The following is a 15,645-nucleotide window of genomic DNA, read 5'->3' on the forward strand; positions in this document are numbered from 1 at the left end:
AGATAACCATTATTTACTTGCATTTTCTTCAACCAACTCTTTTGCATGAGCGGTTATATTCTCACTTAGAACTTCTTTTAGGAAATCTCCTGTATAAGTTCCGGATTCTGCGACCTCTTCAGGTGTTCCTGTGGCAATGACTTCACCACCGCCATCTCCACCTTCAGGACCTAAATCAATGATATAATCCGCTGTTTTTATGACATCCAAGTTATGTTCAATGACCACTACAGAGTTTCCTGCATCTGTCAATCTGTTTAAAACGTTCAACAGTTTCTTGATGTCATCGAAATGAAGACCTGTAGTAGGTTCATCCAATATATATAATGTCTGTCCGGTACTGGATTTGGAGAGCTCCTTAGCCAGTTTCACCCTTTGCGCTTCCCCACCCGAAAGGGTAGTGGCAGGCTGTCCTAGCTTTATGTAACCTAAACCTACATCATATAATGTCTGTAGCTTCTTAGCTATTCTTGGCACATTCTCAAAGAATGCCAATGCTTCCTCGACAGTCATTTCCAATACTTCATAGATGTTCTTTCCCTTATAGCGAATATCCAAGGTCTCATCATTGTATCTCTTACCCTTACAGACTTCACAAGGAACATAAACATCAGACAGGAAGTGCATTTCAATCTGTATGATTCCATCACCATAGCATGACTCGCATCTTCCTCCCTTTACATTGAAACTGAATCTTCCAGGCTTATATCCTCTTGCCTTGGATTCTGGAGTCTCTGCAAAGAGCTCCCTTATTGGAGTGAATACTCCCACATAGGTGGCAGGGTTTGAACGTGGAGTTCTACCGATAGGAGTCTGGTCAATTCTTATGATCTTATCGATGTTTTCAATTCCTTCAATATAATCATGCTTTCCAGGGTGCAGGTATTTTCTATTGATGATAGTGGATAATCCCTTATACAATACTTGGTTGATCAGACTGCTTTTTCCTGAACCGCTCACTCCTGTAACACAGGTAAAGAGCCCCAATGGAATATCAACATCAATATGTTTCAGATTGTTTTCAGCAGCTCCCTTAATTGTTAGGAACTTGCCGTTTCCAGTTCTTCTTTCAGTGCTGATAGGAATGGTTTCCCTTCTTGATAGGTATCTGCCTGTAATGGACTCTTGAGACTGCATAATCTCTTCAGGACTTCCTTCAGCGATTATCTTTCCTCCGTGCTCCCCAGCTCCAGGTCCTATGTCAATGACATAATCTGCAGACAAGATGGTCTCCTCATCGTGTTCCACTACTATTAAGGTGTTTCCTATGTCCCTTAAATGCTTTAAGGTACCGATGAGCTTCTTATTGTCCCTTTGGTGAAGACCTATACTTGGCTCATCTAAAATGTATAATACACCTACAAGTCCTGAACCTATTTGGGTAGCCAATCTGATTCTCTGTGCCTCTCCACCGGACAATGTTCCTGAGGACCTTGACATTGTAATGTAATCCAATCCAACATCAACAAGGAATTTCAATCTGGCCTTGATCTCCTTCAAGATCTCCTTACCGATGAACAATTGCCTTTCTGTAAGCTCCAAGTCCTGGAAGAACTGATAGCTGTCCTTGATTGACAAGTCACACACATCCATAATGTTCATATCACCAACAGTAACTGCCAATACCTCTGGGCGCAACCTTTTACCGCCACAGACAGGACATTTGCGGTCACTCATGAATTTGGAGATATAACTTCTATTGTAATTTGATTTGGTTTCTATATATAACCTTTCCATTCTTGTGATGACACCTTCAAACTTACGGTTCACTCTGTAGGACCTGTTTCTTCTTTTAAATGCAAATGAAACTTTCTCATTGGACCCGTAGAGAATGATGTTCTGCTGTTCAGGAGTCAGGTCCTTGAATGGAGTGTCCATGCTGAATCCGAAATGTTCGGCCACTGATTTCAGCATTTGATAATAGTAATTTTCTCTTTTGGTTGATTTGGACCAAGGGACTATAGCACCGTCATTCAAGCTGAGGTTTTTGTTTGGAACGATCAAGTCAGGATCCATTTCCATTTTTGTTCCAATACCATTACATTCAGGACAGGCACCTTGTGGTGCATTGAATGAAAACATACGAGGAGTCAATTCCTGGAAACTTATGCCGCAACTGGTACATGCAAAGTCTTCGGAATAGGTTTTTTCATATGTGGATTCATTCCCTTCATCATCCCTTTTATTAAACATGACGGTTACAAGACCTTCTGCAAAATTACAGGCAGTTTCTACAGAATCTGACAATCTTCTTTGGAAGTCTATTCCTTCTCTTATTACAAGCCTGTCGACTACTAACTCTATATTATGCCTGAAGTTCTTTCCAAGCTCTATATCCTCATCAAGGCCTTTAATTTCACCATCGACTCTAACTCTTACGAATCCCTTTTTCCTGAAGTCTTCTAGAATGTCCTTATGTTCACCTTTACGATCCTTTACAACCGGTGCAAGCACATGAATCTTGGTTCCTTCTCCCTCTTCTATAATGGATTCTGTTATCTGTCCAATGGTCTGATGGGAAATTTCCTTTCCACAGTTCGGACAATGTGGAACTCCTATTCTTGCAAACAATAAACGCAAATAATCATAGATTTCTGTAATGGTACCTACTGTTGATCTTGGATTTACCTTTGTTGTCTTTTGGTCAATTGAAATTGCAGGGGATAATCCTTCAATATAATCCACTTCAGGCTTTTTCATTTGGCCTAAGAACTGTCTTGCATAAGCTGATAAGGATTCAACATATCTGCGCTGTCCTTCAGCATAGATAGTGTCAAATGCAAGTGTTGATTTACCGGAACCGCTTAAGCCTGTAACAACTACAAACTTATCTCTAGGTATGGATAAATCAATGTTTTGGAGGTTATGTTCCCTTCCTCCCTTCAGTACAATGTATTTTCTTTCGGTACTCATTATTTCACCTGTATAAGCGTAATTAATTGTTATTTTTTATATTATTTTATTATTATTTTAAGTTCTCTTTATTGTAATATAAATAGGATTACAGAGAGCATTTGAAAAATATTATTTATATAATTTTAGTTTTTATACATACAAACTAATATTAGTATTAACTATTATATAAATATTTGTTATTATAAATTTAATTAAAAATAATAAGGATTAATTTAAATTATAAGAATTAAAAAAATAGACTTTTTTTAAAAGAATTAAAAAAAGCAAATTTATTTTATAATAAGAAAAAATAAAAAAAGAAAAAGATGAGATTAGCTATAATCAGCCAATCTTTTGATTCTCTTAAGCATGTCTGGGTGTGTGGATAAGAGTTCCATCACCTTATTGGAAGTCTTGACATTTACTTTAGAATCTCTGAGTACGTTAAGCTCTTCTGCACTTATGGTTCCATCATGGTCCAAGTCCAATTGAGCCAAATTGTTGAATTCATTTCTTGCATTGGATATGTCAGTCAAGAAGAATGCCTTTGTTCCTTCCACATCCTTGATTTCAGATTGTGGGACTCTTGCAGCACCGTAAACCAATTTATACAATGCAGAAGCCAATTTTTCAGGCTTGCAACCTAATTCAACGCTTCCTGCATCTGCATAATACTCTCTTATTCTTGAGATGAAGAGTACAATCAATTGGCCTAAGAAGTAAGCGATCAACGCCAAAACACCAAGGATTGCTCCACCATTGTCATTGTCTCCACCGCCGGAGAACATCAGTGAGAATGATAGGTAGTAGCAGACCAATGGAATCGCACTGACAATGGTTGTGATTGCCATATCATTATGCTTGATATGGGACATCTCATGGCCTAAAACAGCTCTAAGTTCCTCTTCATCAAGCAAACCAAGGATTCCTTTGGTGACACATACATGTCCGCTGCGTTTGGATCTTCCATATGCAAAAGCATTTGGCACCATTGTATTGGATATTCCCACCTTAGGTTTAGGAATATTTGCTGCAGCAGCCAATTCTGCCACCATTCTATGAAGTTCAGGAGCTTCAGCTTCACTTAATTGATGAACTCCCATTGAACTTTCCACAATCTTTGGACCGAACAGATATTGGAGGAATAGGACAACTAATCCTGCTATTGCATAGAATCCATAGAAGCCTCCATATCCTAAGAAATTACCTGCCAGCATGATCAATATGTATAATAGACCGAACATGACCAGCATAGAAAGCCATAATCTTAATTTGAGTTTCCAAGTTCCTTTCATATAAAACCCCTCTTATATTTTTCATAATGATTATTAATGTTTAAGTATTTAAATTTATCTAATTACTTAATGTTAATCAATATAATTTAATATTTTAATTAAAATGAAATTCCAATGTTCAATTTATAATATTTAAATAAAGGAAAAATATTATTTTTAGAAACTGAATAAAGTAGTTTGTCCCTTATCAAGTTCCTCTTTTTTCTCCTTTTTAGATTCAGAGTCTCCATCAGATGATTTTTTCTTTCTTAATTTTGACTTAGGACTGTTTTCCAATGAGTATTCATTTGCTATCTCATCCAATTCATCATCATCAAAATCATCAAAGATATCTATTACAGTTGCATTCTTATGTGAATCGATATCTTCTAAATCCTCTTCATTGGAAGCAGATTCGTTTTCAATATTCATATCTTGAGGAGGAATCTCTCTGAATATTCCATCTTTAATGGTCTTTCTCCATTCCTCTTTTTCCTCTTCCCTCATCTCTGCCTTGATCTTTTCCATCTTGTTTATTACGGATTTAGGAATCTTTTTCTTTCTGAAGAACTTGATCTCATCGTCTTCAAGCTCCAGGAAGTCTGATATTTCCCAAGCCACTTCATCATTTTCAAACATTATTTCAAAATAGGGGAAGATTGTATAGGCCACCTGAAGTGAAACATGCATTTTCTCTTCCATTTTAGAGGCTATCTGGTCCCTCAATGCCCTTTTTCCACGGGTTCTTCCCATCATGGTGAATGCCATCGGGCCAACTACCTTGCTGAATTTCCTATAGGTTTCATTCTTGGAGACTGATACTCCTACACCCATAAAGTCAGATGCATACTTCCAATAGCCGTAATACTGGCTGGAGCGGGTCCTTCCAAAGTATAGGTCAGCTTGAGAGATCATTTCATAAGCCTTCTTGACTTCATTGTTCCTTTCATATTCCCTTGGAATGTTCTCAGCAATATATTCCATAACCAATGTAGGATCCTCATTGTTTTCAAAGAGTGAACGCTTCACATGCTCAGGATTCTTGCTTTTCAATACCCTTGTTACGGTATCGAATATTGTACTTGTATTGTCCTTTTGGCTTGTTGAATCAAGGGCTTCCTCTGTCAATTCCCCTCCATTTTCAACAAGAGCCTGCAAGGTGTTGATTGATGAACGCAAGTCTCCGCTGGACCTCTTTGCCAATTTCATCAGGACTTCCCTATCAACTTCAATTCCCTCACTTTTGAGCACCACATCACGAAGGTACTTGTTGATTGAAGGGGATTTGATCTTATCCATTTTAATGACTTGTGCATTCTTCTTTATAGTGGTAAGCTTATTGCTGTAAAAGTCATTTGCCATCATTACGATAGGCTGTTTGCTTTCCTTGATGATTTTGTTCAAGGCCTTTGTTCCGCCCCTGTCATTGGTTCCATGAATACCGTCAACTTCGTCCATTATGATCAGTTTTCTATTGTTTCCAAAGAGTGAATATGTATTTGCTGATTCACCTATTGTTGACATCAACAGGTCATGTGAACGCTTGTCACTTGCATTGAGTTCAATATATTCGGAGAATTCATCTGCTATGATATGGGCTATTGTGGTCTTTCCTGTTCCTGCAGGCCCTATCAATAACAATGGTGGTTGAGGCTCTCCGTTTTTCCACTTCTCAACCCACTTTTGAATGATCTGCTTTTGCTTTACATTACCGACAACATCATCAAATGTCTTTGGCCGGTATTTATCTGTCCATAACATGATTGTTACCTGAAATTAAATAATAATTCATAAGAATAAGTTACAATAAGATCTAAAGGAATTTGGCAAGCAATGCTTCCAATTGTATTCTTGGATTGGCTCCTTCCCTGATTCTGAAGTCTGTTTCAGCTATTGCTCCAATCAGATTCATATAGACGTCTCCATCCATCTTCCCTTCCATCACTCTAGAGGAAACATCCTGATAGATCTGATTGACCATATCCTCTCCGCTTGTACCCTGCATTATCATCACTTCCCTCAGGATATCACGGGATTTCATGAAGTCTCCCATCAATGCGGCATTGACCATCTTCTTGATTTCCTGTGGCTTTGCCTTGGATACGACTTCAAACACATGGTCTTCAGTTATTGAACCTGTGGACGCTGCAGATTGGAGCATGTTGACGGATTTACGCATATCCCCTTCTGCAAAGTTTACGATGGTGTTGATTGCAGCCTCATCGTATTGGCAGCCTTCAGCTTCTGCAATATATTTCAATCTGTCAGCTATTTCCTCTGCCTTTATTGGTGTGAATCTGAATATTGCGCATCTGGATTGGATAGGATCGATTATTTTAGAGGAATAGTTACAGGAAAGAATGAATGAAGCTGTTTTTGTATACATTTCCATTTCACGCCTTAATGCATGCTGTGCATCCTTTGTCATGTTGTCCACTTCATCAAGGAAGATGATTCTGAATGGAGCTCCAACAGGTTTCAAACGGCAGAAATTCTTAATGTCTGTTCTTACGGTTTCAATTCCCCTTGCATCTGAAGCATTCAATTCAAGGAAGTTCTGTCTCCAGTATTCGCCTAAAATTGATTTTACAAGTGCGAGAGCGGATGTTGTCTTTCCTACCCCTGCCGGACCGGTAAACATTAAGTTTGGCATGCTTCCTTCCTCGACATATTGCTTTAGCCTGCTTACAATATGCTTCTGTCCAACAACATCATCTAAAGTTTGCGGTCTGTATTTTTCTACCCAAGGTCCTAACATATTATCACTTTATAATCATTAATTTCATTTGTTTTTTAAATTAAACGTTTTTAAATCCTTTTTAGGATTTGAATTTTTCATTTGGAAAATACTTAAAATATATTTTTTTATACTATATATAATATGATTTTCATATTTTTTAAAACTTATTATTTTTTAAATTTTAAATAAAAATTTTAGTAAAGAATTAGTAAAAAAAATCAAAAAATTTAATCTAATTATAATATTAATATAAAAAAATAGCCTAAAGATATGTTAAAAATATGTAAAAAAATAAAAAAAGTAAAAGAGAATAGATATTCTCTAATTTAATAAAACAATTAGATTTCAACAGATTCAGGCAACTCTTCGGTGATTGAATATTCCAATGTTGCTAAAGTGAACATCTTAAGCATCATTTTAGGAGAAAGGTCAGCTGCTCCGATACCGCTTATTCCAACATAATTAGGAACTGTATCCTTTTGATCAATCCAACTGTGGACTCTTTGGGCCATGCTCAAGTAATCTGACTTGTCAATGGTTTGGCTTAAGTCTTCACCTGAAGGATTGGAAGCCTCATCGATATCCCTTATTTCAATTGAAGAATTCTTGTTCTTGTCAACGTTCAATAGATATTGTGAGAAAATATCAATACATTGAGCTTCAGTGTATTCATTTCCTTCATATTCTATGCTTGTGAAATCATAGTTCCTTTCGGATACCTTTTGAGCAAGATTAGGAACATCTGTCATCTCTATTTCAGTTGGAGAATCAGATAAGTCATCATCATCTGTATCATTCAGGTCATCTGTATCATTATCATCCAAATCATTATCTTCAGAATCATTCAAATCGTCCAAATCATCAATAAGGTCATCTGAATCATTAGTTGAGATTCCTGGAATCACTATAGAACTTCCGGAATCATTCTTGTCTGAATCGGATATTTTATTCTTATTGTCTGACTTGTCTGTCTTGTTCTTATTGTCAGTTTTGTTGACTTTTTCAGTTAGAGTTTTGGATGAATTGTCTTTTGAACTGTTTAAAGATTTGGAGCTGTTTGATTGCTCTTTGGTCTTATTGACTTCAGTATTGTTTTTAGTTTGATTAGTTTTATTTTCAATCTTTTCTGTCAGCGCTTTGCTTGCATTGGTATCATTAGTCTGATTGTTTGTCTCATTGGTTTTATTATCTTCCTCTTGCATTTGAGCTTGAGTCGGATCATTGCTTACATCATCGTTAAAGAATCCATTATCATCTGTTGGTATGATTGAACTGAAGCCGTCATCTCCACCGGAACCGCCATTGTAATAAGCCATTCCAGTTACAGCGCCAATGGCCAATATGATAACCAAAGCACAGATTATAGGTACCTTATACAAGCTAAAGAAAGACTGTTTCGTATTCTCTTCGATAACCTGTTTTCTAAATGTATTCACCGGTGTCAAAACTGTTCCGCATTCCTTGCAATACTTTGAATTGGAATCGTTTGTCTTTCCACAAGTTGGGCAAATTCTTGCCGAATTCAATTGAAAACCGCATTCTCTACAATATTTCTCTTCATCATCATTTACTGTATGACATTTAGGACAAATCATATTTTCACCCCCGAATAGGTTAAAAATGATTGCATGAATATAAATTAGAATAATAAATAAAAATTATTTGATTATCATATAAATATTCATCAATATTATATTAGTTAACTAATATTTAAATATTTACATAAAATTGATGTGAAATAATTAAAAATAGAATAAAAAAATAAGAAGGAAAGAAATTATTTGACTTATACCATAAAAAATTAAAAAAAGAACAGGAAATAAAAATCATTTATTTCTTAAAAGGTCTTCAAGCTCCTTTTGTGAAATGATTCCCTTTTTAAGCAAATGATTGAATAAATCCTCTAGTGTAATGCATCTTAAATCGTATTTTTCCAGATAATCCCTTATGGCATCAGGATTGTTATAGGCTATTATTCCATTGTTTTTTATTGCTATTGCAATGGAAGAGGCTTCTCCATCCCCTAAAACCTGATTCTTATGATCATTTTTAATATCATAATATATGTCAAAAGTCTTGGTATTCAGTGAAATCTCTTCTACCTTAACGAATCCCTTATCCACCAGATCGTTTAAGCTATCCTTTATGAAATCAGGAATGCTCGGATTATTCAAGGAATTGAAGGCCTTATTGGAAATGACAATATGATAAAATACTTTTTCCAATAAATCTGCCCTTTCTATCTTTAAAAAATACAATAAACAGTCTATATCATAAATAGTTTTCATATTCACCCTCTTTACATATGTTGCTAGTTTTACTTAAAAACTACAAAAACCCTTTACTAAACCTTCACAAAATCTATTAATTTAGATTTAAAAACTAAACCTTTGCATATTTATAAAAATTTAATCCAAAAAAGGATTAAACTGCACCCCAATTAGAAGATTAATGAGTAAAATCCTCATAGTTTTTTTAATAAATCATAGTGAATCGCCTCTCTTTTACACGAACTTATGAGTCAGATCGCTTCTGAATGCATCCAAATACAATTCATCCCGCTTTCCAGCACTGATCTTATTCTCATTGAATGCCTTCTCAACTGAACGGATGTATTTGCCTAATGAGAAATACTTTTCAGATTCGCTGGAAGGAGTATACAAGCTATCGCTAAATCCATTGATTCTGGCACTATAGCCTATTTGAACGGAGCGAAGTTCCATACACTCTTCCAAACTAATGAATTCATGCTCCCTAAGTCTAAACAGCATGGCATGATGGCTAATTTGGAAATACTGCTCAGCCCTTATGACCTCTTCCAATGTCCATTCTGTGAGGCCATTTGTCTTTGCATATCTTTCCAATCCCTCATAGGTCATTATCAGGTATGATGCAAATATATTGGCTTCGACTTCAGAATCGTCATCATTGGAATCCTCACAGATTATCAGATCCCTCTTATCCTCTTCAAAGAGCAGATGGTATAACTCATGTGCCAAAGTGAACCTTTGCCTTCCTTTGGACATGTTTGAATTGATGCAGACCACCATATCATGGGAAAGATCTTCTATTGATGACTTTTTCTTCTCATTGGATCCATTCAAGTCAATGCCATTAATGTTCTTTATGCACATTCCGCTTGTATTGTCGCTCATTGGATAAAATAGAATGGTCAAATCAGGCAATTTGGATAATACAATAGAGAACAAGTCAATCGGACTGTATGGATTCAAGTCCCAATCCCTTCTCAATTCAACTGCCAATGAATTCAATTTGATCTTATCTCTCATTCAAATCACCATCGTCGTTCAATTCATTCAAGAAGCGCATATTCATGATTATCTTATGCACTGAAGCGATGCAGTCCAAATCCTGTGTGGCTGCATTTTTGGATCTGAATGAGAAGTTTATTGAATTGTATTCATCGCTTTTGCAGAGAATATATGAATCGCTGCACCCATAAAGGGAACATAGCTTATCAAGGAGAGATAGATTCAAATTACGGTTGCCTGATTCAATCTGAGACAATAATGGCTGGGAAATCCCCAAATAATTGGCCAAATCAGATTGAGACAATCCTTTAGACTCTCTAAGCTCTTGTAATCTTTTGCCTATTTTCTTCATGGAATCACTATAATATCTCTAATATTATTTTAGTAATAAAAATATATAAATATTACGATTAAAATATTACAAACAATTATTTTTATGAAATTCCCAAAATTTTTTAATGATTTTTATATCTTTTTATTTAATGAAATTTAAAAATATATACAAAAAATTAATATTTTTATCTAAAATTAGATTTAATTCAATTAATTTAATAAAAATTATATAATTTTGATAAAAAAATAGAATTAGATAATAATAAAACAATATTACAAAATAATATTTTTGATTTTTTTAGAAAAATAATAAAATTAAATAAGTAAAATGACAAAATACTAATTAAGCAAAAAGAGGAGAAAAAATATGGCAATTCCAGACACCTATGATTTAGTATTACCATTGCTTGAAATCATTAAAGACAAGGATGAATATAAAGTTTCAGAAATTATGGATGAAGTCATAGACTTTATAGACATTTCAGATGAGGATAAGGAAATCAGATTACCGAACAATGAACCGGTGATCAATTCGAGAATAAGCACTGCTAACACTTACCTTAAGAAGGCTGAACTGATTGAATCCAATCGTTTCATGTACTTCAACATCACTGAAGAGGGATTGAATGTATTGGCAGATGAGCCTGAGAAGATAACCGAAGAGGACCTGATGGAATATGGAGGATTCAAGGATTATAAAAAGATATTCATTCATGATGAGGAGGATAGAAGCATAGACCTCGATGATCCTGAATTGAATCCTACAAAGGCATTAAGGGAAAGCTTTGCAAAGCAGATGGAAGATGTTAAAAAGGAGATTGAAGAGGAAATGAAAGAGGAAAACAAGAAATCATCCAATAGAAAGTACTTCCAATCAAAGGAGTATGAGGATTCAGATAAGGTATTTGGCATCAAGGCAAACAGGGATAAGAAGGACGATGATGATAAATATTCCAAATGCCATGACAAAAAGCATAAGCATCATAAGGATAAATGCAAATGCCATCATAAGCATAAAAAGATAGTTCTCAATATTGAATTTTCACCTGCAGAGGAATTATTGAAGTATGCAGAGCTCTTAGAAAAAGGATATTTGACTAAAGAAGAGTTTGAAAAGAAGAAAGAGGAATTATTGAATATTGAATATAAGATTTAAGAAAAAAGTTTAAAATTTAATAAAACTTTCAAGAAAAAAGAATTTAAAGATTGATTATATCTATAATCAATCCCTATTTTTATTTTAATTTATTTTTAAGTCTTTACTATTTTTTAATACAATATACTGTTTTTAAATCATTTCACAGTAGATATTCACTGCATTTTGAACCATTTCATCCTTTTTCTTATTGTAGGCATCCTCCAAGTAGAATGAGACTTCGGTTCCTTCATAAATGTATGACTTGTCATCCATGAATTCATTGGTATAGAAGAAATAGGACTTGCCGTTTGCCTTTATGAATCCTGAATTTCCATGGTCGAATACCTTGCTAATGACACCATACTGCCTTTCCTGACCGAAGTATTTCAGGCTGACCCACATGTTCTTATATTCTTCAAACAATGATTTGAAGTCTGTGTTTTCCAAATCAAGGCCATAATTGGCTAACAATTCCTTCAAGTCATCTTCAATGGTCCATTCCTTGGCGTTTCTAATGACATAATACATGTATTTATTCATTATGGCCTCATCCTCAAAGCCTTTGATTTCCAGGATATCCCCTACTAATGAGAAGAGCTTCACCTTATTTTCTATCTTTCCATCACGGGCCAGTATGGCTTTTGCAGCCCATCTCAATGATTCGTCGAATTCCTCCTTGAAGAAGTAGTTTTCAGCCATATCCCTTGAGAGATACCAGTCATGTTTGGTTTTCAAGATGTCTTGCAGGAACTCTATGGAATCGTCATACTCTCCCAGTTCCTTATATGATTTGGCTATTCTCAACTTGAACCAAATGTCATTGTCATTGTTGAAATTAGGGATTGTAACCAATGCATCCTGACAATACTTGATTGTCTGGTCGTATTTCTCTATTGCAAGCAATGCCTTTGTGGTTTGAAGATAATAGTTTTCCTTATTGGAATTCATAGTGACTTCAGCATTTGGCTTGAACTGCTGGTTGCTCAATAGTTTCGGATCCAATTTGGAGGCCCAACGCAATACATCCAAATACTGTTCGTTTTCAGTGTAGATTTTCATCAATTTGATTACAGACAATGTGTATGGGCATGGTTTAGGAGCTCTTGAGGAATCCTTTTGTTTTACTGTATCAACCACTTTCTTGGCTGATTCCTCTATTTCATCTGTGAATTCGTTATCCTTGATCTTTACAAAGTATAAATCCCAGGCATATTTTTCCTTATCACCTGGGGATAATTCTACTCCTTCTTCCAATGCCAATTCATAATGCTCCAATGATTCATCATATTTTTTAACCTTATTGTATGCTCTTGCCTTTTCTATGTTTACTTCCTTGCTAGACATTGTGTTTCCCCTTTTACTATGAGTTATATTTTTTAAATTTTAATTATATTTATGTATTTTTTTACTGATTATAAAAATAGTATAAAATTCGTTTTATATAAATATTTTTAATTTATTAAAAAAAGTTTGAAATAAATAATATTTAAAATTATATTAAAAAAATTAGATAAAAAAATAAAAAAAAGTAAAAAATTAGAATATTATTAAAATACTTGAAATAAAAGAGTAAAAATTAGAATAATATTAAAATTATTCTAACAATAATTTAAGCAAATTGCAGCCAACCAATTCACCTAAAGCACCATCCTTAACGCTGTCTTCATCGTAGACTGAAACATCATCAGCTTCATCTTTAGATGAATAGATTGCAATAGGGACAGAATCTCTTGTATGGGTACCTACATCTATTGGAGTAGGATGGTCAGGCAATACAGCTATCTTAAAGTCCTTGTATTCATTTTCCAATGCATCAACCAATGGAGCAAGAATGAATTTATCTATATTTTCAATTCCTCTTACCTTTTCTTCAAGGTTTTTGGCGTGTCCTGCTTCATCCGGTGCCTCTATGTGCACAAATACAATATCATTATCTTTTAATGCATTAACTGCATATTCACCTTTTGCATTATAGTCTGTATCAAAGAATGCAGTTGCTCCAGGAACATCAAGATTGGTGCAACCTGAACAGACTCCTAAACCTTTGATTAGGTCCACACCGGTGATTACAGCACCTTTAAGGCCATAGACATCTTCCATCTTTGGCATGTCAGGCATGGTTCCCTGACCCCAGAACCAAACCATATTGCAAGGTTCCTTGCCCTCTTCTATTCTTTTTTGGTTTACTGGGTGGTCAGCCAATGCCTCTTTTGATTCTATCATGATTGATTTCACTTCATCTGCAAATGAATCAAACTCTATCTTATCTTCAATGGTATCTCCTACAAAGTCATGTGGAGGGACCATATCCAATTTTGCTAGCTTTTCAGCATTTTCCTTATCATTATATACAAAGATATGCCTGTAGCTTACGCCAGGATAGAACTTGCCCTTGAAGTCAGGATATTTATCATTGAAGTATTCGTTCAAGGCTTCCATAAGCTCTGCAGCTTCCTCTGATGAGATGTGTCCTGCATTGGAACTTGCCATCAATCCGTCCCTTTCGGTGATTGTGTTGCAACGGAACACAACATCTCCCTCTTTGGTCTCTATGCCCATGCTTGCAGCTTCAAGTGGGCCACGGCCGCTATAATAATCCAATGGATCATAGCCGAATATGCTCATGTTAGCCACATCTGAGCCTGGAGGCAATGTTTCTGGCACATTTTGGATTAATCCGGTTCTTCCTTCTTTAGCTATCTTATCCAAAATAGGTTTATCAGCTACTTTTAGAGGGGTTTTTCCATCTATTTCCTCTAATGGATAATCACTTGCACCATCTTCTATAACAATAACATATTTCATTATAAAACTCCTTTTTCTTTTAACAATGTTATTAAATAAGTCTAATCTGTAATAATCAAACTGTAATAATCTAAAACTTTTATTTTTTAATCTAATACTGTCTAAATATTGATTAAAACAAATAAAAAAAGTAAAATAATATTAAATTAAAATCAGCTAATTTAATAATTATTTGTTCTTAATAATGTTTATTAAATCTGTAAGCATTGCAGAAGCGGTTTCCAAGGATCCTGCTCCCTTACCCATTACAGTGATGTCATCTGCCAGATCGGTAGTGACATTTGCCAAGTTCAATGTGCCATCGATTGCAAACGGACTGTTTTTCTTGACAAGTCTTGGAGATACTTTCAATTGCTTTTCAGATACCTCTCCAATCAATTTCACATAGTAACCTTGTTCCTTGGCAAGATTGATTGCATCAAGGGATACGTCTGATATTCCTCTAACGTCGACATCAGCGTATGTCGCATCGATTCCCAATACGGAATTTGCTAAAATGACAACTTTGCATGCCGCATCGATACCTTCCACATCCTGTGTAGGGTCTGTTTCAGCAATTCCTAACTGTTGAGCCTCTTCCAAGGTATTTTCATAGCTCATTCCTTCTGTGGTCATTCTTGAAAGGATATAGTTGGTGGTACCGTTTAGGATACCTTTGATTGAACTGATTCCACAGCTTGCAAGGGTTTCCTGACATAGGTTGATTATAGGCATGGCACCGCCTACAGATGCTTCAAACTTGAAGTCAACACCTGCAGCTTCCTTCGCTTCAATCAATTCCTTGTAGAACAATGCCAAATGTCCCTTGTTTGAGGTCACTACATCCTTTCCATCGGCAAAAGCCTTCAATGTCAAGGATTTTGCAGGTTCAGCATCCTTGATGTTTGTTGGAGTAGCTTCTATCAGGACATCATAATCAACAGCATCCAACACTTCAATTCCTGATTTCTCGCTTCCATAATCAGGATAGTTAGCCAATTTGCCGGTTTCTTCCTTGGTCTTAAGGAGCATTTCCTCATCCAAACCATCCTCACAGATTGCTGAGGTAGATGAATCAGCAGCTGCAACCACTTTCAATGTGATTCCAAATTTGTCTTTGACCATTTCCTTCTTCAAGGAGATAGCCTTTGCAACTCCCTTTCCTACAGCTCCGAATCCTATTAGTATAATTTTGCATTCATCCATTCT

The 15,645-nt window shown here is 35.5% G+C and carries 12 protein-coding genes; 1 reads left to right on the top strand and 11 read right to left on the bottom strand.

What is annotated here, in order from left to right; all coding sequences use genetic code 11:
- Window positions 1-9: 9 nt before the first annotated feature.
- The 8 genes from uvrA to IJE13_RS07785 all read right to left on the bottom strand — a co-directional run bounded on the left by uvrA (window position 10) and on the right by IJE13_RS07785 (window position 10,533).
- The gene (uvrA, locus tag IJE13_RS07750; protein WP_292779008.1) at window positions 10-2,913 is read right to left on the bottom strand and encodes an excinuclease ABC subunit UvrA; all 2,904 of its coding nucleotides are present in this window, start codon (window positions 2,911-2,913) and stop codon (window positions 10-12) included.
- A gap of 314 nt (window positions 2,914-3,227) precedes the next feature.
- Window positions 3,228-4,190: a M48 family metalloprotease gene (locus tag IJE13_RS07755; protein WP_292779010.1), complete on the bottom strand. Its 963-nt coding sequence runs from the start codon at window positions 4,188-4,190 to the stop codon at window positions 3,228-3,230.
- Between the two features lie 156 nt (window positions 4,191-4,346).
- Complete coding sequence (locus tag IJE13_RS07760) at window positions 4,347-5,930, bottom strand: replication factor C large subunit (protein WP_292779012.1); 1,584 nt, start codon at window positions 5,928-5,930, stop codon at window positions 4,347-4,349.
- A gap of 52 nt (window positions 5,931-5,982) precedes the next feature.
- A complete protein-coding gene (locus IJE13_RS07765) occupies window positions 5,983-6,927 on the bottom strand; it encodes a replication factor C small subunit (protein WP_292779013.1) in 945 nt (314 codons plus the stop codon).
- A 320-nt stretch (window positions 6,928-7,247) separates the two neighbouring features.
- On the bottom strand, window positions 7,248-8,504 hold the full coding sequence (locus IJE13_RS07770; protein ID WP_292779016.1) for a zinc ribbon domain-containing protein: 1,257 nt from the start codon (window positions 8,502-8,504) through the stop codon (window positions 7,248-7,250).
- Window positions 8,505-8,735: 231 nt separating this feature from the next.
- Window positions 8,736-9,197, bottom strand: a complete 462-nt coding sequence (locus tag IJE13_RS07775) for a hypothetical protein (RefSeq protein ID WP_292779019.1) — start codon at window positions 9,195-9,197, stop codon at window positions 8,736-8,738.
- Between the two features lie 216 nt (window positions 9,198-9,413).
- On the bottom strand, window positions 9,414-10,199 hold the full coding sequence (locus IJE13_RS07780; protein WP_292779022.1) for an ImmA/IrrE family metallo-endopeptidase: 786 nt from the start codon (window positions 10,197-10,199) through the stop codon (window positions 9,414-9,416).
- The gene (locus IJE13_RS07785; RefSeq protein WP_292779025.1) at window positions 10,189-10,533 is read right to left on the bottom strand and encodes a helix-turn-helix transcriptional regulator; all 345 of its coding nucleotides are present in this window, start codon (window positions 10,531-10,533) and stop codon (window positions 10,189-10,191) included. The genes IJE13_RS07780 and IJE13_RS07785 overlap by 11 nt, the downstream gene beginning before the upstream one ends.
- A gap of 348 nt (window positions 10,534-10,881) precedes the next feature.
- Here IJE13_RS07785 and IJE13_RS07790 point away from each other — a divergent pair, with 348 nt between their 5' ends.
- Window positions 10,882-11,670 (top strand): winged helix-turn-helix domain-containing protein, encoded by a 789-nt coding sequence (locus IJE13_RS07790; RefSeq protein WP_292779028.1) that lies wholly within the window; start codon window positions 10,882-10,884, stop codon window positions 11,668-11,670.
- Window positions 11,671-11,802: 132 nt separating this feature from the next.
- On the opposite strand, the gene IJE13_RS07795 is transcribed toward IJE13_RS07790, so the two are convergent.
- From IJE13_RS07795 to IJE13_RS07805, 3 genes are all read right to left on the bottom strand, one after another.
- Window positions 11,803-12,996 carry a hypothetical protein gene (locus tag IJE13_RS07795; RefSeq protein ID WP_292779031.1) on the bottom strand — a complete coding sequence of 398 codons (1,194 nt, stop codon included), beginning with the start codon at window positions 12,994-12,996 and terminating at the stop codon, window positions 11,803-11,805.
- A 249-nt stretch (window positions 12,997-13,245) separates the two neighbouring features.
- On the bottom strand, window positions 13,246-14,457 hold the full coding sequence (locus IJE13_RS07800) for a cofactor-independent phosphoglycerate mutase (RefSeq protein WP_292779034.1): 1,212 nt from the start codon (window positions 14,455-14,457) through the stop codon (window positions 13,246-13,248).
- A gap of 168 nt (window positions 14,458-14,625) precedes the next feature.
- A complete protein-coding gene (locus IJE13_RS07805) occupies window positions 14,626-15,642 on the bottom strand; it encodes a homoserine dehydrogenase (protein WP_292779036.1) in 1,017 nt (338 codons plus the stop codon).
- Between the last annotated feature and the right edge of the window lie 3 nt (window positions 15,643-15,645).

Origin of the sequence: Methanobrevibacter sp., from assembly GCF_017410345.1 — an archaeon.
Classification (GTDB): domain Archaea; phylum Methanobacteriota; class Methanobacteria; order Methanobacteriales; family Methanobacteriaceae; genus Methanobrevibacter.